This is a genomic window from Streptomyces viridifaciens (assembly GCF_001888885.2).
Classification (GTDB): domain Bacteria; phylum Actinomycetota; class Actinomycetes; order Streptomycetales; family Streptomycetaceae; genus Kitasatospora; species Kitasatospora aureofaciens.
In genome coordinates, this window is the sequence record NZ_CP090841.1 from 4480225 (window position 1) to 4504840 (window position 24616).

The 24616-nt window shown below is 72.3% G+C and carries 25 protein-coding genes; 12 read left to right on the top strand and 13 right to left on the bottom strand.

All coding sequences use genetic code 11. From position 1 onward, the window contains the following. The first annotated feature begins 236 nt into the window (after positions 1–236). From BOQ63_RS27170 to BOQ63_RS27190, 5 genes are all read left to right on the top strand, one after another. Positions 237–1763 (top strand): ABC transporter ATP-binding protein, encoded by a 1527-nt coding sequence (locus BOQ63_RS27170; RefSeq protein WP_435820353.1) that lies wholly within the window; start codon positions 237–239, stop codon positions 1761–1763. Between the two features lie 3 nt (positions 1764–1766). Beyond that, on the top strand, positions 1767–2921 hold the full coding sequence (locus tag BOQ63_RS27175) for an ABC transporter permease (RefSeq protein WP_046386284.1): 1155 nt from the start codon (positions 1767–1769) through the stop codon (positions 2919–2921). Continuing rightward, complete coding sequence (locus tag BOQ63_RS27180) at positions 2918–4183, top strand: ABC transporter permease (protein WP_030280964.1); 1266 nt, start codon at positions 2918–2920, stop codon at positions 4181–4183. The genes BOQ63_RS27175 and BOQ63_RS27180 overlap by 4 nt, the downstream gene beginning before the upstream one ends. Further along, positions 4180–4572: a cytidine deaminase gene (locus tag BOQ63_RS27185; protein WP_030280967.1), complete on the top strand. Its 393-nt coding sequence runs from the start codon at positions 4180–4182 to the stop codon at positions 4570–4572. The genes BOQ63_RS27180 and BOQ63_RS27185 overlap by 4 nt, the downstream gene beginning before the upstream one ends. Positions 4573–4668: 96 nt before the next feature. Further along, positions 4669–5946, top strand: a complete 1278-nt coding sequence (locus BOQ63_RS27190; RefSeq protein WP_030280968.1) for a thymidine phosphorylase — start codon at positions 4669–4671, stop codon at positions 5944–5946. Positions 5947–5976: 30 nt separating this feature from the next. Here the strand turns inward: BOQ63_RS27190 and BOQ63_RS27195 are convergent, their stop codons facing one another. Then, entirely contained in the window at positions 5977–6531 is a 555-nt protein-coding gene (locus BOQ63_RS27195) for a Uma2 family endonuclease (protein WP_072655111.1), read from the bottom strand. 26 nt (positions 6532–6557) lie between these two features. Further along, positions 6558–7850, bottom strand: a complete 1293-nt coding sequence (locus tag BOQ63_RS27200) for an MFS transporter (RefSeq protein ID WP_030280970.1) — start codon at positions 7848–7850, stop codon at positions 6558–6560. 92 nt (positions 7851–7942) lie between these two features. Here BOQ63_RS27200 and BOQ63_RS27205 point away from each other — a divergent pair, with 92 nt between their 5' ends. From BOQ63_RS27205 to BOQ63_RS27215, 3 genes are all read left to right on the top strand, one after another. Beyond that, positions 7943–8911 carry a LysR family transcriptional regulator gene (locus BOQ63_RS27205; protein WP_078938792.1) on the top strand — a complete coding sequence of 323 codons (969 nt, stop codon included), beginning with the start codon at positions 7943–7945 and terminating at the stop codon, positions 8909–8911. Between the two features lie 105 nt (positions 8912–9016). Next, the gene (locus tag BOQ63_RS27210) at positions 9017–10174 is read left to right on the top strand and encodes an adenosine deaminase (protein ID WP_051746700.1); all 1158 of its coding nucleotides are present in this window, start codon (positions 9017–9019) and stop codon (positions 10172–10174) included. A gap of 212 nt (positions 10175–10386) precedes the next feature. Then, complete coding sequence (locus tag BOQ63_RS27215; RefSeq protein ID WP_030280973.1) at positions 10387–10746, top strand: hypothetical protein; 360 nt, start codon at positions 10387–10389, stop codon at positions 10744–10746. A gap of 85 nt (positions 10747–10831) precedes the next feature. On the opposite strand, the gene BOQ63_RS27220 is transcribed toward BOQ63_RS27215, so the two are convergent. Beyond that, positions 10832–11017, bottom strand: coding sequence for a PspC domain-containing protein (locus tag BOQ63_RS27220; RefSeq protein ID WP_030280974.1), 186 nt, complete (start codon positions 11015–11017; stop codon positions 10832–10834). A gap of 380 nt (positions 11018–11397) precedes the next feature. Between BOQ63_RS27220 and BOQ63_RS27225 the strand changes: the two genes are divergently transcribed. Next, entirely contained in the window at positions 11398–12768 is a 1371-nt protein-coding gene (locus BOQ63_RS27225) for a hypothetical protein (RefSeq protein WP_051746701.1), read from the top strand. 76 nt (positions 12769–12844) lie between these two features. On the opposite strand, the gene BOQ63_RS27230 is transcribed toward BOQ63_RS27225, so the two are convergent. Continuing rightward, positions 12845–13372 carry a hypothetical protein gene (locus BOQ63_RS27230; protein ID WP_072655116.1) on the bottom strand — a complete coding sequence of 176 codons (528 nt, stop codon included), beginning with the start codon at positions 13370–13372 and terminating at the stop codon, positions 12845–12847. A gap of 153 nt (positions 13373–13525) precedes the next feature. Here BOQ63_RS27230 and BOQ63_RS27235 point away from each other — a divergent pair, with 153 nt between their 5' ends. Next, on the top strand, positions 13526–14173 hold the full coding sequence (locus BOQ63_RS27235; RefSeq protein ID WP_030280978.1) for a PhzF family phenazine biosynthesis protein: 648 nt from the start codon (positions 13526–13528) through the stop codon (positions 14171–14173). A gap of 159 nt (positions 14174–14332) precedes the next feature. On the opposite strand, the gene BOQ63_RS27240 is transcribed toward BOQ63_RS27235, so the two are convergent. From BOQ63_RS27240 to BOQ63_RS27255, 4 genes are all read right to left on the bottom strand, one after another. Further along, positions 14333–14953, bottom strand: coding sequence for a VanZ family protein (locus tag BOQ63_RS27240; RefSeq protein WP_072655117.1), 621 nt, complete (start codon positions 14951–14953; stop codon positions 14333–14335). Positions 14954–15059: 106 nt separating this feature from the next. Beyond that, positions 15060–15380 (bottom strand): hypothetical protein, encoded by a 321-nt coding sequence (locus tag BOQ63_RS27245; RefSeq protein WP_030280982.1) that lies wholly within the window; start codon positions 15378–15380, stop codon positions 15060–15062. Further along, positions 15377–16918, bottom strand: coding sequence for an ATP-binding protein (locus BOQ63_RS27250; RefSeq protein ID WP_046386472.1), 1542 nt, complete (start codon positions 16916–16918; stop codon positions 15377–15379). Before BOQ63_RS27250 ends, BOQ63_RS27245 begins: the two co-directional genes overlap by 4 nt. Positions 16919–16958: 40 nt before the next feature. Further along, positions 16959–17636, bottom strand: a complete 678-nt coding sequence (locus BOQ63_RS27255; protein ID WP_030257458.1) for a response regulator — start codon at positions 17634–17636, stop codon at positions 16959–16961. A gap of 272 nt (positions 17637–17908) precedes the next feature. Between BOQ63_RS27255 and BOQ63_RS27260 the strand changes: the two genes are divergently transcribed. Further along, a complete protein-coding gene (locus BOQ63_RS27260; RefSeq protein ID WP_370863277.1) occupies positions 17909–18874 on the top strand; it encodes a SigE family RNA polymerase sigma factor in 966 nt (321 codons plus the stop codon). 212 nt (positions 18875–19086) lie between these two features. Here BOQ63_RS27260 and BOQ63_RS27265 read toward each other — a convergent pair whose 3' ends face one another. The 5 genes from BOQ63_RS27265 to deoC form a co-directional block, all read right to left on the bottom strand. Beyond that, entirely contained in the window at positions 19087–19725 is a 639-nt protein-coding gene (locus tag BOQ63_RS27265) for an ATP-binding protein (protein ID WP_078867159.1), read from the bottom strand. 47 nt (positions 19726–19772) lie between these two features. Beyond that, a complete protein-coding gene (locus BOQ63_RS27270; RefSeq protein ID WP_030280991.1) occupies positions 19773–20180 on the bottom strand; it encodes a hypothetical protein in 408 nt (135 codons plus the stop codon). A gap of 214 nt (positions 20181–20394) precedes the next feature. Then, positions 20395–21300 (bottom strand): aldehyde dehydrogenase family protein, encoded by a 906-nt coding sequence (locus BOQ63_RS27275; RefSeq protein ID WP_072655118.1) that lies wholly within the window; start codon positions 21298–21300, stop codon positions 20395–20397. Next, entirely contained in the window at positions 21293–22774 is a 1482-nt protein-coding gene (locus BOQ63_RS27280) for an aldehyde dehydrogenase family protein (RefSeq protein ID WP_046386471.1), read from the bottom strand. Before BOQ63_RS27280 ends, BOQ63_RS27275 begins: the two co-directional genes overlap by 8 nt. A gap of 5 nt (positions 22775–22779) precedes the next feature. After that, positions 22780–23766 carry a deoxyribose-phosphate aldolase gene (gene deoC / locus BOQ63_RS27285; RefSeq protein WP_030280997.1) on the bottom strand — a complete coding sequence of 329 codons (987 nt, stop codon included), beginning with the start codon at positions 23764–23766 and terminating at the stop codon, positions 22780–22782. Between the two features lie 167 nt (positions 23767–23933). On the opposite strand from deoC, the gene BOQ63_RS27290 reads away from it, so the two are divergent. Then, positions 23934–24614 (top strand): PH domain-containing protein, encoded by a 681-nt coding sequence (locus BOQ63_RS27290; protein WP_030280999.1) that lies wholly within the window; start codon positions 23934–23936, stop codon positions 24612–24614. Positions 24615–24616 lie beyond the last annotated feature (2 nt).

Here is a 24616-nt window from a genome sequence, read left to right on the forward strand (position 1 = left end):
CCCCGTTCCGTACTCCCGTTTCCCCTTGGCCCTCCGAGCGCAACGACGCGCCTCCAGACCACCAGGAGATCGCCATCACCGCATCAGACCCCGTCCCCCTGCGCAAGGACGGCACCCCCAGCGCGGGGACGGCGACAGCGGCCGTCGAACTGCGCGGCATCACCAAGCGCTTCCCCGGCGTCGTGGCCAACCACGACATCAACCTCACCGTCCGCACCGGCACCGTGCACGCCCTGATGGGTGAGAACGGCGCCGGCAAGTCGACGCTGATGAAGATCCTCTACGGCATGCAGCGGCCGGACGAGGGCACCATCGCGATCAACGGCGAGCAGTGCGAGTTCCACACCCCCGGCGACGCCATCGCCCGCGGCATCGGCATGGTGCACCAGCACTTCATGCTCGCCGACAACCTGACCGTGCTGGAGAACGTCGTCCTCGGCGGCGAGAAGCTCCACGGCATCGGCGCCAGGGCGAAGGCGAAGATCAAGGAGATCTCCGACCAGTACGGCCTGGGCGTGCGCCCGGACGCCCTGGTCGAGGACCTCGGTGTCGCCGACCGCCAGCGCGTCGAGATCCTCAAGGTGCTGTACCGCGGCGCCAAGATCCTGATCCTCGACGAGCCCACGGCCGTCCTCGTCCCGCAGGAGGTCGACGCGCTGTTCGACAACCTGCGCGAGCTCAAGTCCGAGGGCGTCACGGTCATCTTCATCTCGCACAAGCTGCACGAGGTGCTGGCCGTGGCCGACGCGATCAGCGTCATCCGGCGCGGCACCACGGTCGGCGACGCCGACCCGAAGGCGGTCACCGCCCGGCAGCTGGCCGAGATGATGGTCGGCGCCGAGCTGCCCTCCCCGGAGAACCGCGAGTCGACCGTCACCACCACCGAGATGCTCAGGGTCGAGGACCTGCGGATCGCCAAGACCGACGCCGAGGGCATCGAGCGCGTCGTCCTGGACGACATCTCGCTGCGCATCCACAAGGGCGAGATCCTCGGCATCGCCGGCGTCGAGGGCAACGGCCAGGCCGAACTGGTCGAGGCCATCATGGGCATGCTGCCGCTGGACGGCGGCACCGTCACCCTGGACGGCAAGGACCTCTCCGGCACCCTCACCCGGGCCCGCCGTGAGGCCGGCATCGGCTACATCCCCGAGGACCGCCACAAGCACGGCCTGCTGCTGGAGGCCCCGCTCTGGGAGAACCGGATCCTCGGTCACGTCACCGAGGAGCCCAACTCCAGCGGTCCGCTGCTCAAGCCCGCCGCGGCCCGCGAGGACACCCTGCGGATCGTCCGGGACTACGACGTCCGCACCCCCGGCATCGAGGTCACCGCGGCCTCGCTCTCCGGCGGCAACCAGCAGAAGCTGATCATCGGCCGCGAGATGAGCCACCAGCCCAAGCTGCTGATCGCCGCCCACCCGACCCGCGGTGTGGACGTCGGCGCGCAGGCGCAGATCTGGGAGCACATCCGGTCCGCCCAGCGGGAGGGCCTGGCCGTCCTGCTGATCTCGGCCGACCTGGACGAGCTGATCGGCCTCTCCGACACCATCCGGGTCATCTACCGCGGCCGCCTGGTCGCCGACGCCGACCCGGCCACCGTCACCGCCGAGGACCTCGGCACCGCGATGACCGGTGCCGCCGCCGGCCACCTGGAGTCCGACCCGGAGGCCGTCGCCGAGGCGCAGGCCGCCGCCGCGGAGGGCACCGAGGCGGCGGACCAGCACCCGCACACCGACACCGCCGACAAGCCGCAGGCGGGGGAGTAACCCATGACCAGTCCCAACCCCGCCGCCAAGCGCAGCTTCGCGCAGCGGATCAGCGGTGAGCGGATCGTGCTCGCACTGGCTGCGCCGGTGCTCGCGGTCGTGCTGTCCGTCGCGATCTGCTCCGTCCTGCTGGCGACCTCGGGCAAGAACCCGTTCGACGCGTGGAACGTGATGATCACGTACGCCACCAAGTCGGACGGCCAGGTGCTGATCCTCAACCGGGCCACCACCTACTACCTGGCCGCCGCGGCCGCCGCGTTCGGGTTCCGGATGAACCTGTTCAACATCGGTGTCGAGGGCCAGTACAAGGTCGCGGCGCTGTTCGCGGCCTTCGTCGGCGCCCAGGTCGACCTGCCGGCGTTCATCCAGATCCCGCTGCTGCTGGTCACCGCCATGCTGATCGGCGGTCTGTACGCGAGCATCGCCGGTCTGCTGAAGGTCTACCGCGGTGTCAGCGAGGTCATCTCGACCATCATGCTGAACGCGATCTCGGTCTCCATCGTCGGTCTGCTGCTCGTCCCCGGCGTCTTCGCGCCCAAGGCCAGCAGCACCAGCAACTCGATCCAGACCGACCCGGTCTCGGACTCCAGCCACTTCTTCAGCATTCCCACCGCCGGTGGCGACCTCTGGGGCTTCCTCTTCATCGCCGTCCTGGTGGGCGTGCTGTTCCAGTTCACGCTGACCCGCACCCGCTTCGGCTTCGACCTGCGGGCCACCGGCCGCTCGGAGTCCGCCGCGACCGCGTCCGGCGTGAACGTCAAGAAGATGGTCGTCATCTCGATGGTGGTCTCCGGCGCGATCGCCGGTCTGATCGGCCTGCCCGAGCTGCTGCAGAACTCCTACTCCTACGGGCAGAGCTTCCAGCCCGGTCTGGGCTTCCTGGGCATCTCGATCGCCCTGCTCGGCCGGAACAGCCCGATCGGCATGGCCTTCGCCGCGCTGCTGTTCTCGTTCCTGGACTCCACCGGCTCCCAGCTGCCGCTGAAGGGCGGCTTCCCGTTCGAGATCGTCGCGGTCATGCAGGGCACCATCGTCATCTGCGTCGTCGTCGCGTACGAGCTGGTGCGCCGCTACGGCCTGAAGCGCCAGCAGCAGAAGGTCGGCGCCCAGCTCGCCGCCCAGGCCGCGGCCACTGAGAAGAAGGAGGTGTCCGCGTGAGCACCGCCACCGCTGCTCGTCCGAAGGCGCCGGGCGCACCCGCGAAGAAGCGCAAGCTGTCCTGGCCGGTCGTCCTGCTCCTGATCGCGGGCGCCCTGGTCCTGTTCGCCGCCGTGGGCATGGCCACCGGCAACCACTCGCTGACCTCCTCCGGTCAGGTCTCCGCCGCGCTCGGCTCCGCCGTGCCGATCGGCATGGCCGGCCTGGGCGGTCTCTGGTCCGAGCGGGCCGGCGTGGTCAACATCGGCCTCGAGGGCATGATGGTCGCCGGCACCTTCTGCGGCGCCTGGGCCGGTTACCTGGTCAACCCGTGGGTCGGTCTGCTGGCCGGCATGCTCGGCGGTGCGCTGGGCGGTCTGCTGCACGCGATCATCACCGTCACCTTCGGCGTCGACCACATCGTCTCCGGCGTCGGCATCAACCTGCTGATCCCCGGCATCTGCGCGTACGTCAACCGGATCTACTACAAGGACTACATCTCGGCCGGTGCCGGGGCGAACCAGTCCCCGCCGGCGGATCCGCTGCCGTACATCACCGTCCCGGGGCTGTCCTCGGGCCTGAAGACCATCGAGAACCACCACTGGTTCCTGGTCTCCGACGTCGCCGGTGTGCTCGGCGGGCTGGTCACCAACCTCTCGGTGGTCGTGGTGCTGGCCGCCGTGCTGATCGTGGTCAGCTACTTCCTGCTGTGGCGCACGGTGTTCGGCCTGCGGCTGCGCTCCTGCGGTGAGAACCCGACCGCGGCCGAGTCGCTGGGCGTCAACGTCTACAAGTACAAGTACATGGCGGTCATCGCCTCCGGTGCCTTCGCGGGCCTCGGTGGTGCGTACCTCTCGCTGGTCGCCGCGCACTTCTACAAGGACGGCCAGACCCTGGGCCGCGGCTTCATCGGCCTCGCGGCGATGATCTTCGGCAACTGGATGCCCGGCGGTCTCGCCATGGGCGCCGGCCTGTTCGGCTTCACCGACAGCCTCCAGCTGCGCGACCCGGAGTCGGTCCACGTGCTGATCCTGATCGTCGCGATCGCGATGGCGCTGCTCGCCCTGTGGCAGCTGTACCGCCGCAAGTTCACCGCGACGGTGGTCTCCCTCGTGGTGGCCGGCGGTCTGGGCGCGTGGTACGCGCTGACCGACGAGGTGCAGCGCCCGCTGATCGTCGCCACGCCGTACCTGATCACCCTGGTGGTGCTCTCGCTGGCGTCGCAGCGACTGCGGATGCCCAAGGCCGACGGCCAGATCTACCGCAAGGGCCAGGGCAAGTGACGGCCCCCGTGATCGACTGGGCGCGGCTGCGCGAGGCGGCGCGCGAGGCGATGGGCCACGCGTACGCCCCGTACAGCAAGTTCCCGGTCGGGGCGGCGGCGCTGGTGGACGACGGCCGGCTGGTCAGCGGCTGCAACGTGGAGAACGCCTCGTACGGGCTCGGGCTGTGCGCCGAGTGCGGGCTGGTGTCCGCGCTGCACGCCTCCGGCGGCGGCCGGCTGGTCGCCTTCACCTGCGTCGACGGCGCGGGCGAACTGCTGATGCCGTGCGGGCGCTGCCGCCAGCTGCTGTACGAGCACGGCGGCCCCGGGCTGCTGATCGAGCTGCCCTCTGGCGTGAGGCCGATGAGCGAGGTCCTGCCCGACGCGTTCGGGCCGGAGCGGCTCTAGCCTGTCTTTCTGTTACGCGCGTAGAGTGTCGCGAGTCGGCCGTAACCCGGTCATCTCGCGACACTCTTCGCTTTTGAACCCCCTCTTGGAGCACGCATGGATGCCATCTCCGTCATCAGGACCAAGCGCGACCGCGGAGAGCTGAGCGACGCTCAGATCGACTGGGTCATCGACGCCTACACCCGCGGCGAGGTCGCCGACGAGCAGATGTCCGCGCTGGCCATGGCGATCCTGCTGAACGGCATGAAGCCGCACGAGATCAGCCGCTGGACCGAGGCGATGATCCGCTCCGGCGTCCGGATGGACTTCTCCTCGCTGCCGCTGCCCACCAGCGACAAGCACTCCACCGGCGGCGTCGGCGACAAGATCACCCTCCCGCTCGCCCCGCTGGTCGCCGCCTGCGGCGCAGCCGTCCCGCAGCTGTCCGGCCGCGGCCTCGGCCACACCGGCGGCACCCTGGACAAGCTGGAGTCCATCCCCGGCTGGCGCGCCCTGCTCTCCAACGACGAGATGATGGACGTGCTGCGCGACGCGGGCGCGGTCATCTGCGCGGCCGGTGACGGCCTCGCCCCCGCCGACAAGAAGCTGTACGCGCTGCGCGACGTCACCGGCACCGTCGAGGCCATCCCGCTGATCGCCTCCTCGATCATGTCCAAGAAGATCGCCGAGGGCACCGGTGCCCTGGTGCTGGACGTCAAGGTCGGCTCCGGCGCCTTCATGAAGAACATCGACGACGCCCGCGAGCTGGCCCGCACCATGGTCGGCCTGGGCACCACCGCCGGGGTCAACACCGTCGCCCTGCTCACCGACATGTCCACCCCGCTCGGCCTCACCGCGGGCAACGCGCTGGAGGTCCGCGAGTCCGTCGAGGTCCTGGCCGGTGGCGGCCCGGCCGACGTCGTCGAGCTCACCCTCGCGCTCGCCCGCGAGATGCTCGCCGCGGCCGGCGTGCACGGCAAGGACCCGGCCGACGCCCTCCGCGACGGCTCGGCGATGGACCACTGGCGCCGCATGATCGCCGCCCAGGGCGGCGACGTCGACGCCCCGCTCCCGGTCGCCCGCGAGCAGCACGTCATCCCCGCGCCCGCCTCCGGCGTGCTCACCGCGCTGGACGCCTACGCCGTCGGCGTCTGCGCCTGGCGCCTGGGCGCCGGCCGCGCCCGCAAGGAGGACCCGGTCCAGGCCGGCGCCGGCGTCGAGATGCACGCCAAGCCCGGCGACACCGTGGTGGCCGGCCAGCCCCTGCTGACCCTCCACACCGACACCCCGGAGCGCTACGACTACGCCATCGAGGCGCTGGCGGGCGGCATCGAGGTCAGCCCGGAGGGCACGGCGTTCACCCCGAACCCGATCGTGCTCGACCGCATCGCCTGAGGAACCTGAGGTCTGCTCACGTACGCCGGATCAGGCGTACGTGAGCAGACCGCCGGTGTCGATCGTCCAGGGACCGACGGCGATCTTGTCACCGAAGACGAACTTCTCGCGGGACTCGTAGCCAGGTTCCGAATGCACGATGCCGGTGCCTGTGCGGGGATCCACGAGCAGGTAGTACGGAATGCCCATGGCGGAGTAGTCCCGGACCTTGTTGAGGTAGTCGTTCTCAGGGTTGGACTTGGAGACGATTTCCACGGCGAGCAGGACCTGGTGCGGGAGAACCGCCGACTGCTCGCTCGCCAGGACCGCCTCGGGGAAGACCATCAGATCCGGATTGCGCAGTTGACCGAGGCCGACGTCCACCAGGTCCGCACCGTGGTACGCGATATGGCTCGGGTGGGTCGTCGGCAACTGCGCATTGAGCTGTCTGGCGATGAGCAGTACAGCGAGTTCGTGTCGCATGACCGGCGACATCATCATGACGATCTTGCCCTCGGCGATCTCGACCTTCCCTATCCCCGGCACCTGCGGCAGCTGATCCGCGATCTCACGCAACCGGGCGAACACTGCAGGATCGACGCTCATATCCCGGAGTGTATCGGCGCCCGCTGTCAAGCGTCCGCGACCGCTCGCCTCGTGGTATGGGCCTGGTGGGTGGCGTAGAGAGTGACCGCCGCAGCCAGGGTCATGGCGGTGAGCCCGACGGTGGCGGCGCCGGGCCAGCCGGTGGAGTGGTAGGCGTCGGCGCCGAGGGTGCCGCCGAGGCTGTTGCCGAGGTAGTAGGCGATCAGGTAGAGGGCGGAGGCCTGGGCACGTCCCTCGGTGGCGGTGCGGCCGACGGCGGCGGAGGCGGTGGCGTGGCCGGCGAAGAAGCCCGCGGTGATCAGGACCAGGCCGAGCAGGGCGCAGGGCAGCGAGTCGGCGAGCGAGAGCAGCAGGCCGGCGGCGGTGACGCCGATGGCGACGTAGAGGGCGCCGCGCCGGCCGAGGCGGGCGGAGAGGCGCCCGGCCGCGGCGGAGGTGCCGGTGCCCACCAGGTAGACCACGAAGATCGAGGCGGCGATCGACTCCGGCAGGTGGAACGGGGCGGCGATCAGCCGGTAGCCGACGGTGTTGTAGACGGCTCCGAACACCGCCATGAAGAGCATCCCGAGCGCGTACAGCCGCACCAGCAGCGGGTTGCGCAGGTGCCGGCCGACCGTACGGGCGAGCGCGCGGGCGTCCACCGGGGCCGGGGTGAAGTGCCGGGCGGCGGGGATCAGCAGCCGGAAGGCGAGCGCGGCGAGCAGGGCGAGGGCGGCGGACGCGGCCAGGCCCCAGCGCCAGCCGAGGGCGGCGGCGGTCCAGCCGGAGAGCAGCCGGCCGCCCATGCCGCCGATGCTGTTGCCGGCCACGTACAGGCCCATCGCGGAGGCCAGTGCGCTGGGGTGGACCTCCTCGGCGAGGTAGGCCATCGCGGTGGCGGGCAGGCCGGCGAGCGCGGCGCCCTGGACGACGCGCAGCGCGACGAGGGTGGTGAGGTCGGGCGCGAAGGGCAGGGCGACGGCGAGGGCGGAGGCGGCGAGGGTGGAGGCCGTCATCACCGCGGTGCGGCCGTACCGGTCGGACAGCGCGCTGGCGGGGAGAAGTCCGAGGGCGAGTCCGAGGGTGGCTGCGGAGGCCGTCCAGCTGGCCTGGCCGGGGGTGAGGTCGAGGTCGGCCGAGAGGACCGGCAGCAGGCCCTGGGTGGAGTAGAGGAGGACGAAGGTCGCGATCCCGGCGGCGAACAGGGCGAGGTTGGCGCGGCGGAAGTCGCGCTGGCCGGGGCGGTGGCGGTCGTCGTGGCCGAGGCCGAGGGCGCCGGGGGTGCGGGCGGTGGAGGCATCCGGGGCGGGCGCGGATGCCCTGGTATCGGAGGGCTGCATGACGTCGACGGTAGGCCTGGCCTGGTTGATGCGTCCAATGCATGAGCAGTGGATGATCGATGCGCTGGCGTATGAGTTGAGGTGAGGCGCTGATGACCGTGGCGGATGTGCCGGACGGAACGGAGCAGCGGTACCGGGCGGCCGAGTTGGGGCCGGACGAGCCCGCCGTGCTGCTGGCGCCGCGGCTGGCGCAGTTCGCCGCGGTGGCCCGGCTGGAGCACGTGACGCAGGCGGCGGCGCTGCTCGGGGTGCCGCAGCCGACGCTGTCGCGGGCGGTGGCCCGGCTGGAGGGGGAGCTGGGAGTGGACCTGCTGGCCCGTCAGGGCCGGACGGTCCGGCTGACCAGGGCGGGCCGGCTGCTGCTGGCCTCGGTGGAGCGGGCGCTGGCGGAGCTGGAGCGCGGCGCGGAGGCGGCCCGGGCGGAGGCGGACCCGGCGGCGGGGCGGGTGGCCTTCGGCTTCCTGCACACGATGGGCCCGGACGCCGTCCCGGCGCTGCTGCGGGGCTTCCGGGCGGCGCACCCGCAGGTGCGGTTCCAGCTGGTGCAGGACTACGGCACGGCGATGCTGGAGCGGTTGCGGGCGGGCGAGTTGGACCTGTGCCTGGTGGCGCCGCTGCCGGACGACCCGGCCTTCACCGCCCGCCCGCTGGACGAGCAGCGGCTGCACCTGGTCGTCCCGGCGGACCACCGGCTGGCCGGGCGGCGGCGGATCCGGCTGGCGGAGGTGGCCGAGGAGCCGTTCGTCGGCCTGGAGCAGGGGTACGGGCTGCGCATGATCACGGACGGTTTCTGTGCCCGGGCCGGGTTCGTGCCCCGGCTGGCCTTCGAGGGGGAGGAGACCGAGACCCTGCGCGGGCTGGTGGCGGCCGGGCTGGGGGTGGCGCTGCTGCCGCCGGCCCTGGTGCCGCGGCCGGGGGTGGTGGAGCTGGAGGTCACCGCGCCGCGGACCCGGCGGGCGATCGGCCTGGCCTGGGCGACGGGCAGGCCGCTGACGCCGCCGGTGGCGGCGTTCCGGGACTTCGTGCTGTCCCGGCGGGGGCGGCTGCTGCACCACGACTGATTTGGCGGATCGTATGGACCGGGAGGAGGAATTCCGGGCGGACTTTGGACCATCCGGTGGTGTCCGCAGTAGGATATCTACGCGCGTAGGGGCTATATTTCCGCAATGGAGAAGCAGATCCCCGTCACCACCGCGGGCACGGGCCCGCGCATTCCCACCCCGGAACAGATCCGCCGCGCGCCGAAGGTCCTGCTGCACGACCACCTCGACGGCGGACTGCGCCCGGAGACCGTGGTCGAGCTCGCCGCCGCGACCGGCTACGAAGGCCTCCCCACCACCGACGTCAAGGAACTCGGCGAGTGGTTCCGCGAGGCCGCCGACTCCGGCTCGCTGGTGCGCTACCTGGAGACCTTCGCGCACACCTGTGCCGTCATGCAGACCCGCGAGGCCCTGGTCAAGGTCGCCGCCGACTGCGCCGAGGACCTGGCCGCCGACGGCGTCGTGTACGCCGAGGTCCGCTACGCCCCCGAGCAGCACCTGGAGGGCGGCCTGACCCTGGACGAGGTCGTCGAGGCCGTCCAGGAGGGCTTCCGCCTCGGCGAGGCCAACGCCCGCGCGGCCGGCAACCGGATCCGCATCGGCACCCTGATCACCGCGATGCGGCACGCCGCCCGCTCGCAGGAGATCGCCGAGCTGGCCAACCGCCACCGCGACCAGGGCGTCGTCGGCTTCGACATCGCGGGTGCCGAGGCCGGCTATCCCCCCACCCGCCACCAGGCCGCCTTCGACTACCTCAAGGGCGAGAACAACCACTTCACCATCCACGCGGGCGAGGCCTTCGGTCTCCCGTCGATCTGGGAGGCCCTGCAGTGCTGCGGCGCCGACCGGCTCGGCCACGGGGTGCGGATCGTGGACGACATCACGGTCAACGAGGACGGCAGCGTCGAGCTGGGCCGGCTGGCCGCCTACGTGCGCGACAAGCGCATCCCGCTGGAGATGTGCCCGACCTCCAACCTCCAGACGGCGGCCGCCACTTCGTACGCCGAGCACCCGATCGGGCTGCTCAGCCGGCTGAAGTTCCGGGTCACCGTGAACACCGACAACCGGCTGATGAGCGGCACCAGCATGAGCCAGGAGTTCGGGCACCTGGTGGACGCCTTCGGCTACACGCTGGGCGACATGGAGTGGTTCACGGTGAACGCGATGAAGTCCGCGTTCCTGCCGTTCGACGAGCGACTGGCGATGATCAACGACGTGATCAAGCCGGGCTACGCCGAGCTCAAGGCGGAGTGGCTGTTCAGCGTGGGTACCGGCGGAAACTGAGCCGGTGCGGCCCGGCGGTCGGGTGAACGCCGCTTCCTCGAAAGGGAGTTGGCGTTCATCCGACTAGTCACTCGAGTGAGTGAACGCCCTTTGGTTCCCACGCGACCCTGTCACTACGGTGTGCCAGTCATTGCTGACAGTTCGTGGCGGCGGTCGCCCGTTCGCCGGACCGCGCGACGTCGGCCACCGATGAGGACCCAAGGGGACGAACCATGAAGCAGGCTCTCAAGGCCGCCGGCACCGCGGCGCTCGGCATCGCCATCGCGGCGGTCGGCGCCGGCACCGCCTCCGCGGCCGGCCAGGCGACCGGCGGCCTCGGGCTGCCCACCGGCGCGGTCACGAACCCCGCGGTGACCGGCGCGGTCACCGACACCGCCGCCAAGCTGCCCGGCGGGGACAAGGTCGCCGGCACGCTCGGCACCCTGGCCCCGACCGCCGGCCAGTCCGTGCCCGCCGGCGCCACCCCGATCGCCGGTGTCACCCAGCAGCGCACCGGCATCCCGTCCATCCCCGGCCTGGACAAGACCCCCGTCGGGGGGCTGACCGGCGTCCTGCCCGGCCTGGGCGGCTGATCCCGGCCACCGGTACGACGACGGGCCGCCCGCCCCGGAAGACCCCGGGGCGGGCGGCCCGTCGCCGTGCCCAGCCCGTACGGCCTCACGGCTCCTGGGGGAGCAGCACCCACAGCGCGAGGTAGATCAGGAACTGCGGGCCGGGCAGCAGGCAGGAGAGCAGGAAGATCAGCCGGACGGTGAACGGCGCCAGGCCGAAGCGCTCGGCGATCCCGGCGCAGACGCCGGCGATGACGCGGTTGTGGCGGGGACGGGCGAGGCGGGCGGTCATGTCTGCTCCCTGGGCTTTCCGCCCGGCCGGTCGGTCCGGCGGGCATACCTCCATGTTCCGCCGCCGAAGGCCCGGAATCCTCCGCCCACCAGGCGATTCCCGACCCCGACGGGTCACCGGGAAGGCGTAGGCCCGCGTCGGGGTCCGTCTCAGGGGTGCCCCGGAGACCGGCGGGGCGCCGGGCGGCCCGGGCGGCGGTCCGGTCCGGAGCGTGCGGGCGCGGAGGGCCAGTTCACGGAGCCGTCCGACCCGGGGGATATGATTCCGCGGTCGCTGCGGTGGGGGGCATTCGGCGACGCCCGTACGGCCACAAAAGGCCCCTCACGCTTGCGATTTCGCACTCTTACCGGGTTACGCCCGAATTCCTCCGTGAGGTTCCCTTGCGCAACCAGCCCCGCAGAATCCTCGCCGCGGCGGCCACTGCCGCCCTCGTCTCCGGCGTCGCCCTGGCCTCGGCCCCGGCCGCCCTCGCGGCCCCGACGCCCGCCGGTACGACCCAGGGCACCCAGGCCACCTCGCCGGTCACCGTCACCACGAGCGCCTTCCCGGCCGCGGTCAAGCCGGGCACCTCGGTCGAGTTCACCTCGACCCTCAAGAACACCGCCGACCACCAGATGGACGTGACGACCGCCTTCAGCCTCTCGACGGTCCGCGGCAGCGGCCCCAGGCCGAGCCAGCTCAAGCTGGAGTACCAGCGCCCCGGCAGCACGCAGTGGCAGGACGCCAGGGCGACCACCACCGACGCCGGCGGATTCTGGGAGCTGGACGAGTTCGCGACCCAGCTGCACCTGGCGGCCGGTGCCGAGGCCACCTACCGGCTGCGGCTGAGCTTCACCGCCGACGCCGCTCCCGGGCCGGCCTCCGCCGGCCTCCTCGCGATGGTCTCGGACCCCACCCTCCCCCCGGAGCAGCGCATCACCCAGGCCTGGGGCACCACCCCGTTCTTCACCGTCGAGAGCGGCACCCCCACCCCGGTGCCCACGCCCGCCGCCACGGCGGACGTCAGGCTCGGCGGGGTGCCCGCCGTCTTCACGGCGGGCGCGGCGGCGAAGCCGCTCAAGCTGGTGCTGACCAACAACAGCGGCAAGGACCTCCGGATCGTGCCCGTGCTGGTGTTCCAGGGGCAGACGGTCCTCCCCTCCGAGACCGTCAGGTTCGAGTTCCAGGGCCCGAACGGGAACTGGGTCGAGGGCACCCCCGGAGGCGACTCGGACCACCCCACCTGGCAGTACCAGGCGCTGCGGACGGGCGACAAGGACAGCGAGGTCATCACCCTGCCGAAGGGCGGGACCAGGACGATCAACCTCCGGCTGGCCTTCACCAAGGACGCTCCGGCCCTCGCCGAGTCCCTGGTCGCCGTCGTGGGCACCCAGCCCGGTGCCGGCGAGAGCGTGGCCGAGGCGTCCAGCCCGAAGGCCGACTTCAACATCGTGGGCCCGGCGGCCCCCACCGGCACCCCGGCCCCCACCACGCCCGCCGCCGACACGGCCCCGGCGGCCCCCGACCCGTCCACCGCCCCCGTCGCCGTCCCGGCCGCGCAGGTCACCGCCGGCGCGCCGAGCCCGGCGGCCGAGACCGCGCAGTCCGCCGCCGGAGCCCCGGCCGCCGTGACCGCCACCCGGCTCGCCTCCACCGGCGGCGGCTCCTCCTCCGCCCCGATGGCCATCACCGGCGCGACCGCGATCGCCCTCGGCATCGGCACCCTGCTCGTGGCCCGCCGCCGCAACGGCGCCCAGGGCGCCCGCAACTGACCGGGTACGGCCGAAGGCCCGTCCGTCACCCGCTGCGGAACGGGAACGGACGGGCCTTCGGCCTTCGCGCGGCGGCTCAGCCGGCCGGTTGCTGCGGCGGCTGCGGCTGGGCGTACGGGTTGTCCGCCACCGGCTGGGCCGGCGCGCCCGGCTGGTAGGGCGAGGCACCCTGCGGCGGCACGGGCTGGCCGGGCTGGCCGGGCTGTGGGGCGACCGGGGCGACCGGGGCGTTCGGGTTGAACGCGGCCGGCTGGGCAGCGCCGGGGGCGTACGGTGCGTTCGGGTTGTACGCCCCGGCCGGCGGGGTCGGCCGGTTCTTCTCGTTGCTCCGCTCGACGACCGCCTTCACCGTGGCGACGATCATGGCGAACGGCAGGATCAGAGCCTGGAAGAAGATCCGGTAGGTACCGCCCTCGAAGACGAACGCGAGGTAGTAGGCGTAGCCCGCGAACGCGACGCCGACGACGACGTTGAGGATCCGAAGGCCGACCTTCAGGCCGCGGAGCGGCAGTACCCCGAGGACCACCATGATGATGCCGCTGAACGCCAGCAGGACGACGTACCAGGAGAACAGCGGCTCGGCGCTGAAGTCGAGATTGTTCAAGGGGGGTTTCCTGTGGGACGAGAAGAGGCGGGAACCGCCTGGGGACGAGAGCGCACAGTACTGGAGGCGGCCGACATCCGTCGTCGTCTTTTCATCACGGTGTCGTTGCGCTGTGTCCGAACCGCGCTCGAACAGTAATTGACGAGGTGGGAAATGACTGATTATGAGGTGCTGCGGGTCTTTTGCGGGCCGGACGGGCAGCACGGGAACGAGCTCGGAGTGGTGCGCGACGGCGCCGCCGTGCCCGGGCGGGCGGCGCGGCAGGAGCTCGCGCGTGAACTCGGGTTCAGTGAGACGGTGTTCGTCGACGATCCGGAGCGCGGGGAGATCGACATCTACACCCCGAGCGTGCGCCTGCCGTTCGCGGGCCACCCGTGTGTGGGGACCGCCTGGCTGCTCGGCGTCGGGCAACTGGTCACCGCCGCCGGGGTGGTGGCCGTCCGGCACGAGCGCGGGCTGACCCGGATCGAGGCCCGGCCGGAGTGGGCTCCGGGGCGGACCCTGCGGCAGTACGGTTCGGTGGCCGAGGTGGAGGCACTGGAGGTGCCGCCGCCGGGCGAGTGGATCTACGCCTGGGCCTGGCAGGACGAGACGGCCGGTACGGTCCGGGCGCGGGCCTTCCCCGGCCGGGGCGACGGGATCGACGAGGACGAGGCGACCGGGGCGGCCGCCCTGTTGCTGGCGGCGCACCTCGGACGGGCGCTGACCATCACCCAGGGCCGGGGTTCCCAGCTGATGGCGGGCCCGCGCCCGGGCGGGCTGGTCGAGGTCGGCGGCCGGGTGGTGTCCGCGAGGGGTTGAGTCCGACCCGCCCCGCGTCCCAGGGACGGGCGTCGGATCAGGAGCGACCGGAGGCGAGCGGGCGAGTGACCCGCCCCGAGCCGAAGGACGCGCCGACATCGAAAGGGAGAAGCGAGGGAGCGACGGAGGAGAGAGGGAGCGCCGACCGTCGGTGTCGGATCAGGAGCGACCGGAGGCGAGCGGGCGAGTGGGTGCCGCCGGTTCCGCGTAGGCGCGCGGCCGGGCCACGGGTGCGACCGTCACCGTCGGGGTGACGGTGGTGGCCGTCGGCGGCCCGGCCAGGACGGGCAGCCGCAGGGCCCGCGGCTTCGGCCGGTGGGTCCGCAGCAGGTGGCGCAGGCCGGGGACGAGGGCGAGGTGGGTGATCACCACGCCGAGCACGGCGAACAGTATGTGGTCCACGTTGAGCACGTGTCCGGGCGTCCAGGAGGAGAGGAACTCCAGGCCGGTCGCCAGCAGGGCGGAGACGCCCGTGGTGCGCAGGAAGGACGGCAGCCAGGGGGCCCGGACCCGGCCGCCGGTCAGCGGGAGCAGGACGCCGAGCGGGGCGAGCAGCAGGAACTCGCCGACCACCTGCCAGGTGGTGGAGGAGCGGAGCGAGGCCAGCGGGGTGAGGTTGGCGTCGTACACCCAGGCGACCGGCAGCGGTCTGAGCACGAGCCAGAGCACCAGCGTCAGGTGGAGGGCCAGGCCCGCCAGCCCGGCCAGCCGGAGGGAATGGTGGACTGCCGCCGCCGGCCCGGTCTGGGGCCGCGCGCCGGAACGCCCGTCGCGTGTCACGGGGCCCGTCCCATCTCGCTGCACGGCGGGAAGGACGTGAGCCGGTGGCGCGCCGGTTCCACCCCGGACGTGAACATTCCAGGGCGCGCCCCCGTTTCCCACTCCGCTACCGGCACGGCGCGGACGTCGGCACCGCGCTGAACACGTTGTCCGGCGGTGGCGAGCCCGGCGGCACCGGGGTCGGCGAGGGGCTCGGACTGACGCCCGCCTTGGCCGCGCCGCGGGCCGGGCCGGGGGTCGGGGCCGGGACGGTCGGGGTGGCCAGGGCGGTCGGTATGTGCGGGGCGGTCGGGCAGGCCGTCCGGCTGGCGGGTGCGCCGGCGTCGACCGGTACGGCGGTCGGCCGGATGCCGCAGCCGGAGGCCAGGGCGAGCAGGAACAGCACGCCGGCGGTGCGGCGCAGGGTGGTGCGGGTGGGGGAGGTCACGTGGCGTCCTTGTGCTCGTCGTCGCCGGCGGGGCCGCCTTCGGCCCCGCCCGCGGACGGCGGCGGTGGTGGGGTCAGTGGCAGGGTGAGGGTGAACACCGCGCCGACCTCCCCGTTCGCCGCCGTGATCGTCCCCCCGTGGATCTGTGCGTTGGCCATGGCGATGGACAGGCCCAGGCCGCTGCCCTCCGAGCGGGCCCGCCCCCGGTCGGCCTTGTAGAAGCGGTCGAAGACGTGCGGCAGCACGTCCTCGGGGATGCCGGGGCCGCTGTCGGAGACCTCGACCACGACCGTGTCCTCGGTCTGCCGGACCTTGACCCGCACGGGCGAGCCGCCGTGCTTGAGGGCGTTGCCGATCAGGTTGGCGAAGACCACGTCGAGTCGGCGCGGGTCGACCACGGCCAGGATGCCGCGCGGGGCGTCCAGTTCGACCGCGTCGTACCAGGCCCGGCCGTCGATGCAGGACATGATCAGGTCGGCGACGTCCACCTCGTCGGCGACCAGCTTGGCGGTGCCCGCGTCGAAGCGGGTGACCTCCATCAGGTTCTCCACCAGGTCGGACAGCCGCCGGGTCTCGCTGACCACGAGCCGGACGGCCGGCTCGATCATCGGGTCCAGCGACTCGGCCTCGTCCTCCAGGATGTCGGTCACCGCGGTCATCGCGGTCAGCGGGGTGCGCAGCTCGTGCGACATGTCGGCGACGAACCGCCGGCTCTGCGCCTCGCGCGCGCTCAGCTCCTCGACCTGCTCGTGCAGCGACTCCGCGGCCCGGTTGAACGTCCTGGCCAGGTCGGCGAGTTCGTCCGAGCCCTCGACCTCCAGCCGGGTGTCCAGGTGGCCCTCGCCGAGCCGCTTGGCGGCCTCGCCGAGCCGCTTGACCGGCCGCAGCACGGTCGCCGAGGCGGCCTGGGCGAGCAGTGCCGAGCCGATCAGTGCCAGCAGCGTCGCGATGGCCAGCGACCAGCCCAGCGTGTTGAGATCGGCCCGCTCGTTCTCCAGCGACTTGAACATGTACGCCGTCGGACCGTTCGGCAGCACCTTGGTGCCGCCGATCACGAACGGGCGGCCCTGCAGGTTCTGCCGCTGCCAGTACAGGTGGTACGGGTACGGGTTGCTCTCGGTGACCTCGCGCGGCTTGGCGACGGTGGACTGCAGCGGCGCCGGGACGTCGGCCAGGGTGAAGTGCGTCGGGTCGGAGGAGGCCGGGCACTCCGGGTGCGCCCCGTCCACCACGACCACGTCGTAGGTCAGGCCGGAGCTCGCCACGGTGGAGGCCAGCGCGGCGAGCTCCGGACAACTGGCGTTCAGCGGCAGGTCGGAGACGTTGCGGCTGAGCGAGACCCGGAAGTCGTTCAGCGCGGTGTCCTGGGCGCGCTTGAGCACCGCGTCGCGGTTCAGCCAGTACGCGATGCCGGAGGCCGAGACGGCGGCGAGCAGCGCGACGGCCGCGAACACCGCGATCAGCCGCACCCGCAGGGAGCGCAGCCGTCGCCACCGGCCGGACGAGAACCGCCGGGCAGTCTGCTGATGGTCAGTCACAAGAGCCTGTCGTCGTACGGGAGTTCAGAATGGAATGGGATCAGGCCGGCGGGTCCAGCCGGTAGCCGACGCCGCGCACGGTGCGGATCAGCGTCGGCGCGGACGGCACGTCCTCGACCTTGGCCCGCAGCCGCTGCACGCAGGCGTCCACCAGGCGGGAGTCGCCGAGGTAGTCGTGCTCCCAGACCAGCCGCAGCAGCTGCTGGCGGGAGAGCGCCTGGCCGGGGCGGCGGCTGAGCTCCAGCAGCAGTCGCAGTTCGGTCGGGGTGAGCTGGAGGTCCTGGCCGTCCTTGGTGACGGTCATCGCGGCCCGGTCGATCACCACGCTGCCGTAGGCGGAGGAGTCCGAGCTCTCCCGCTCGCCGCGCCGCAGCACCGCCCGGATCCGGGCGTCCAGCACGCGCGGTTGCACCGGCTTCACCACGTAGTCGTCGGCGCCGGACTCCAGGCCCACGACCACGTCGATGTCGTCGGAGCGCGCGGTGAGCAGGATGATCGGCAGCTGGTCGGTGCGGCGGATCCGACGGCAGACCTCGAAGCCGTCGATGCCGGGCAGCATCACGTCCAGCACGATCAGGTCGGGCCGCTGCTCCTTGAAGAGCCTCAGACCGTCCTCGCCGGAGGCGGCGGTGGCCACGCGGTGGCCCTGGCGGGTGAGGGCGAGTTCGAGGCCGGTCCGGATGGCGTCGTCGTCCTCGATCAGTAGGAGGAAAGGCACGGGCCCATTTTGGCTTACCGGAAGCGCCGAATCACCCCCCGGATCGGTCACCGCCCGTACGGGAACCGGACGAAGGGCCGCCGGCGTCCGGTACGGAGGGAGCCGGACCGGGACGAAGGGCCCGCCCCCTGTGACACCCCTGTGACAGTCGGCGGACAGCGCCATCACAACCGGCGGGCAGGATTTTCCATGTCGCCGCAGGACAGCGGGCCGCAAGGGCCGGCTGGAGGGCGGCAACAGGAACCGCTCGTACCGAACCAAGGGGGCGCACGATGAACGCCATGCTTCAGACCCGGACCAACCCGGCTGTCCGCACCGCGCGTTCGTCAGCGACCACCCACCGGACCCGGTACGAGATCAGGACCGACGAGAACTCCGGTGCCGTGACCGTACGGGGGTGCGCGCACAGCACCGGTGGAAACCCTGTCGCCCGCCGGGTGAGCGGCGGCGGCAGGACGGGGGAGCTGTACGGGGTCGGCCGACTGGGGAGTGCGGTCGACTCCGCCAACACCCTCACGCTGCGGGGGATCCTCCCCGTCCGCGCCGAGGGCAAGGACAGCCGGGGGAACAACGGCCTGCGGGCGGTCGGTTCGGGGGAGCCGGCCGGTCGCGAGGCCGCCGGTGCGACGCTGTTGCGGCTGAACCCCGCACCGGCCCGCACCGCCGAGGCGGGACAGGGAGACGCGCAGGGGGAGCACTCGGCCGTCGCGGAGGACCACATCACTGAGTTCACCGCGTACGTGCGCGAGCGCCGCGCCTCCCTGTACGCCACGGCGTACCACCTCACCGGTGACCGCTACGAGGCCGAGGACCTGCTGCAGAGCGCGCTCTTCAGCACCTACCGCGCCTGGGGCCGGATCACCGACAAGGCCGCGGTCGGGGGCTACCTCCGCCGCACCATGACCAACCTGCACATCTCCGCCTGGCGGCGCCGCAAGGTCAACGAGTACCCGACCGAGGAGCTGCCGGAGACGGCCGGCGACACCGACGCGATGGGCGGCACCGAGCTGCGCACCGTGCTCTGGCAGGCGCTGGCGAAGCTGCCGGAGAACCAGCGGACCATGCTGGTGCTGCGGTACTACGAGGGCAAGACCGACCCGGAGATCGCCGACGTGCTGGGGATCAGCGTCGGCACGGTCAAGAGCAGCATCTGGCGCGCGCTGCGCCGGCTTCGCGACGACGAGCACCTGAACAAGTCGGGCGACACCGTCCGGGCGTTCGGCGAGCTGGTCGCGTAGGACCACGCGTAGGACCAGGGGGACAGGACTCCCGTCGGGGGACGGGTAGCGGACGGTTACGGTTCGGGGGCGCCGGCTCGGGGGAGCGGTGCCTGTGGGGAGCCGAGGCCGTTCGGCAGGCGACGGCCCGGTGCGGGGGAGACGCACCGGGCCCGTCGTCGTTCTCGTCGGCGGGCCGCCGTTCCGTCGGCCCGGCTTTCCGCCGCCGGCGTTCAGGCCGCGGAGAGCTCCAGCGGCCCGGCCGCCGCGCGGACCCGCCGCTCGGCCTCCGCTCCGGCGCACGGGTACGAGCCGAGTTCGACCTGCCGGCCGACGATGGCCCGCTCGGCCCGCATCAGCCGGAAGCCCCGGCGCAGCAGCACCGGCAGCGACTTGCGGCCCTCGCGGACGTCCCGGCGCAGTCGACGCCAGGCCGTGGTGAGCGCGCCGTTGCGCAGGCACAGGGCGTCCCCGAGCAGGCCCTCGGCCGCGCACTCGGCGACGATCTCGGCGGCGAATATGCCCTCGGCGATGAACGCGGTCGCGCCGCCCAGGTCCAGCGGGCGGGTGGAGACCCGGCCGTTGTCCGGGATCGAGTACACCGGCACCTCGGTGCGCCCCTGCTCGTACAGTGCGCGGATGGCGGCGACGGCCTGGTCGCGGTGCCAGGCGAGCGGGGAGTCCCAGTCCACGGCGCCGTCGGGCAGCCGGGGCAGGGTGGGGTCGTCCCCGTCCTTGTAGAAGTCGTCCAGCTGGAGCACCGGCAGCCCGCTGCGCTCGGCCAGCGAGGACTTCCCCGATCCGGAGGGCCCGGAGAGCAGGATCACCCGGGCATGGGCCGTCGGCGCGGGATTCATGGGGGAGTCACTCACGGGACACCAGTCTGACGCATCCCGGCCGGTTGCCGAAACCGTCCGGCTCACACCTTCTGCGTCTCGGGACGGGCGAAGGCGAGGTGGACCACCGGCAGGTAGCGGCTGTCGACCTGGAGGTACACCGGGCGGCCGCCCCCGGGCGGCTGGTAGGCGGTGGCGGCCCAGTCCTGGGAGTGCCAGGTGTCGGGCTCGGGCTCGTGGAAGGTGCCCCCGGTGGGCAGATCGACGTGACCAAGGACACGGAAGCCGAAGCTCACCGCCGCGGCACCCGGGGTGATGCCCAACCTGCCGTTGACGTACACGCGTTGCCAGCCGGGCCGCTCGGACCGGGCCGAACAGGGCACCCGTACCGGCTTCCCCGCGGCCAGTCGGCGGCGGACCCGGGCCACGTGCCACCTGCGGACGAACCCGTCCGCGAACAGCGGCATCAGCTCGGCGATCAACTCTCCCACGGCGCCCCCCTCGACGGTGTCGGTACCGAGGATTGTGGTCCGGACGCATGCGCACGGCGAGTGCCGAAAGTCGGCGGGAACGGTGACGAAAGTCGACGGACCCGCGCCAGGGGGGAGAGGCGCGGGTCCGTCCAATGACCGCCCGGGCCCTGGGGGGAGAGGGCGCTGGGGACGGCCAGTCTGTGGAGTTGTGACGCGGTGGAGCGGGGGAGGGTCAGATCCCCATCGGGTGCCAGACCGTCTTCGTCTCCAGGAACGAGAGTAGCCGGTCCGTACCGGGCGCATTGGTCCAGTCCTGGGCGAACGGGTCCAGCTCCGGACGGACCACCCGCTTCAGGGTATCGGCGGCGGCGGCCTCCAGGGCGGCCGCCGCGCCGGGGCCGTCGGCGGCGATGGCCCCGGTGAGGTCCAGCGCGTTGACGTCCTGGTGCGAGGCCAGGGTGGGGGCGATGTCCGCGGTACGGCCCGAGATGATGTTGACCACGCCGCCCGGGACGTCCGAGGTGGCGAGCACCTCGCCCAGCGACAGTGCGGGCAGCGGGGCGTCCGCGGCGGCCGCGACCACGACCGTGTTGCCGGTGGCGATCGCCGGGGCGATCACCGAGACCAGGCCGAGCAGCGAGTGCCCGTACCCGGCCTGTGGGGCGACGATCCCGACCACGCCGGTGGGCTCCGGGGTGGAGAGGTTGAAGTACGGCCCGGCGACGGGGTTGGCGCCGCCCGTGATCTGGGCGACCTTGTCCGTCCAGCCCGCGTACCAGACCCAGCGGTCGATCGCGGCGTCCACCAGCGCGGCGGCCTTCTTCGGGCCGACGCCCTCGGAGAGCGACACCTCGGCGGCGAACTGCTCGCGCCGGCCCTGCAGCATCTCGGCCACCCGGTACAGCACCTGGCCGCGGTTGTACGCGGTGGTGCCGGCCCAGCCCTTGACCGCCGCGCGGGCGGCCAGGACGGCGTCACGGGCGTCCTTGCGGGTGCCCAGCGGGGCGTTGGCGAGCCACTCGCCCTTCGAGTCGGTCACCTCGTACACCCGTCCGCTCTCGGAGCGCGGGAACTTCCCGCCGACGTACAGCTTGTAGGTCTTGAGGACGTCAAGACGCGCAAAGGTCGTGTCAGACATCGAGGTAGGCCTCCAGACCGTGGCGGCCACCCTCGCGGCCGTAGCCCGACTCCTTGTAGCCGCCGAACGGCGAGGTCGGGTCGAACTTGTTGAAGGTGTTGGCCCAGACCACACCGGCCTTGAGCCTGTTGGCCATCCAGAGGATGCGCGAGCCCTTCTCCGTCCAGATGCCGGCGGAGAGGCCGTACGGGGTGTTGTTGGCCTTCGCGACCGCCTCTTCGGGGGTGCGGAAGGTCAGCACCGACAGCACCGGGCCGAAGATCTCCTCCTGGGCGATCCGGTGGGCCTGGCTGACGCCGGTGAACAGGGTCGGCTTGAACCAGAAGCCGGTACCCGGGAGTTCGCACTCCGGCGACCAGCGGTCCGCGCCCTCGGCCTCGCCGGCGTCGGTCAGCTCGGTGATCCGGGCCAGCTGGGCGGCCGAGTTGATCGCGCCGATGTCGGTGTTCTTGTCCAGCGGGTCGCCGACCCGGAGGGTGGCCATCCGGCGCTTCAGGGCGTCCAGCACCTCGTCCTGGACGGACTCCTGGACCAGCAGGCGCGAGCCCGCGCAGCAGACGTGGCCCTGGTTGAAGAAGATGCCGTTGACGATGCCCTCGACCGCCTGGTCGATCGGCGCGTCGTCGAAGACGATGTTGGCGGCCTTGCCGCCCAGCTCCAGCGACAGCTTCTTGCGGCTGCCGGCCAGCTGCCTGGCGATCGCCCGGCCGACCGGGGTGGAGCCGGTGAAGGCGACCTTGTTGACGTCCGGGTGCGCGGTGAGCGCGGCGCCGGTGCGGCCGTCGCCGGTGACGATGTTGACGACGCCCTTGGGCAGACCGGCCTGGCGGCAGATCTCGGCGAAGCGCAGAGCCGTCAGCGGGGTGGTCTCGGCCGGCTTGAGGACGACCGTGTTGCCGGTCGCCAGCGCGGGCGCGATCTTCCACGCCAGCATCATCAGCGGGAAGTTCCACGGGATGACCTGGCCGGCCACGCCCAGCGGGCGCGGGTTGGCGCCGAAGCCCGCGTAGTCCAGCTTGTCCGCCCAACCCGCGTAGTAGAAGAACCACGCGGCGACGGTCGGGATGTCGAAGTCGCGGGTCTCGCGGATCGGCTTGCCGTTGTCCATCGACTCCAGCACGGCCAGCTCGCGGCTGCGCTCCTGGATGATCCGGGCGATCCGGAACAGGTACTTGGCGCGCTCGCTGCCGGGCAGCGACGACCAGTCGGCGAAGGCCTTGCGGGCGGCGGCGACGGCGCGCTCCACGTCCTCGTCGGTGCCCTGGGCGAACTCGGCGAGCACCTGCTCGGTGGCCGGGTTGACCGTCTTCAGGGCCTCGCTGCCGGAGGAGTCGACGAACTCGCCGCCGATGAAGTGGCCGTAGGAGGTGGCGATGTCGCCCGCGGCCGCGGGGGACTCCGGGGCCGGGGCGTAGGCGAAGAGGCCTCCGGCCGGCTTGGCCACGGGCTCCTCGATGTTCTTCTTCTTGGCCATGGTGATCAGTCCACCGTCACGTAGTCGGGGCCGGAGTAGCGGCCGGTGGCGAGCTTCTGGCGCTGCATCAGCAGGTCGTTGAGCAGGCTGGAGGCGCCGAAGCGGAACCAGTGCGGGCTCAGCCAGTCGTCGCCGAGCGTCTCGTTGACCATCACCAGGTACTTCATGGCGTCCTTGGTGGTCTTGATGCCGCCGGCGGGCTTCACGCCGACCTGGACGCCGGTGGCGGCGCGGAAGTCGCGGACCGCCTCCAGCATCAGCAGGGTGACCGGCGGGGTGGCGTTGACGGCGACCTTGCCGGTGGAGGTCTTGATGAAGTCGGCGCCGGCCAGCATCGCCAGCCACGAGACGCGGCGCACGTTGTCGTACGTCTGCAGCTCGCCGGTCTCGAAGATCACCTTGAGGTGGGCGTAGGTGCCGTCCGGGCGCTTGCACGCCTCCTTGACGGCCACGATCTCGTTGTAGACGTCGAAGTAGCGGCCGGAGAGGAAGGCGCCGCGGTCGATCACCATGTCGATCTCGTCGGCGCCCGCGGCCACCGCGTCGGCGGTGTCGGCGAGCTTGACCGGGAGGGCGGCGCGGCCGGCCGGGAAGGCGGTGGCCACCGAGGCGACCTGGATGTCGGTGCCGCGCAGGGCGTCCTTGGCGGTGGCGACCATGTCCGGGTAGACGCAGATGGCGGCGACGCGCGGGGTGGTCGGGTCGGTCGGGTCGGGGGTCCTGCCCTTGGCGCACAGGGCGCGCACCTTGCCGACCGTGTCCGCGCCCTCCAGCGTGGTCAGGTCGATCATGGAGATCGCCAGGTCGATGGCGTAGGCCTTCGCCGTGGTCTTGATCGAGCGGGTACCGAGGGTGGCGGCTCGCGCCTCAAGGCCGACCTGGTCGACGCCGGGCAGGCCGTGCAGGAAGCGGCGGAGCGAGGCCTCGGACGCCGCAACGTCCGCGAGGCCGCTGCCCGCAACGCCGGGGGCATTGGCTGCAACAGTGGACATAGTCACCAGACCAGCATATCTACGCGCGTAGCCGACCGCTAGGGAGACGACCTTTCCGGCGGGCTTTCGTGGCCGGACCGAGACCTCGGCCACCCGGCGCCCCGGCCCGCCATTCGTGGCCGGACCGAGACCCGCTGGTGAGGGGTGCATGGGGCAGAATCGAGGCCATGACCGAATCCGACGGCAAGCCCCACCAGGGCCCGGCCGCCCCCGGCGGGGACCCCGAGTACGCGGACCGCGTGTACCGCTCCGTCCCCGGCGTGATCTCCGGCGTGCTCCTGCTCGCCGTCGCCGCCTGGCTGATCGGCGACGCGGTGGTGACCGGAACCGGGAAGACCCCGTACGTCGCCCTCGCCGCGGTGCCCGTGTTCGCCTTCCCGGTGATCGCCTACACGCTGCGCCCTGCGGTGTTCGCCGGCAGCGACCGCCTGGTCGTCCGCAACCCCTGGCGCACCATCACCGCCCCCTGGGCCTCGGTCGCCGCGCTGCGCGCCGGGTACTCCGTCGAGCTGCTGGCCGGCGAGAAGAAGTACCAGGTGTGGGCCGTCCCGGTCTCGCTGCGCCAGCGCAAGCGCGCCACCCGGGCGCAGAGCCGCGGCAACGCCGAGCACGCCTCCCGGACGGGTCTGGGGCTGGGACTCGCCGGCCGGACCAACCCGGTCGTCCACGGCGCCCCCGACCCCACCCGCGCCTGGTCCGACCAGGTGACGGACGTCCTCCAGGAGATGGCCGAGCGCAACGGCACCCGCCCCGGCGCCGCCGGGCCCGTGGTCGTCCGCTGGTGCTGGTGGGTCATCGCCCCCTCGCTGGTGGGCCTGGTCGCCCTGATCACGGTGATCGTCGTCTGAGC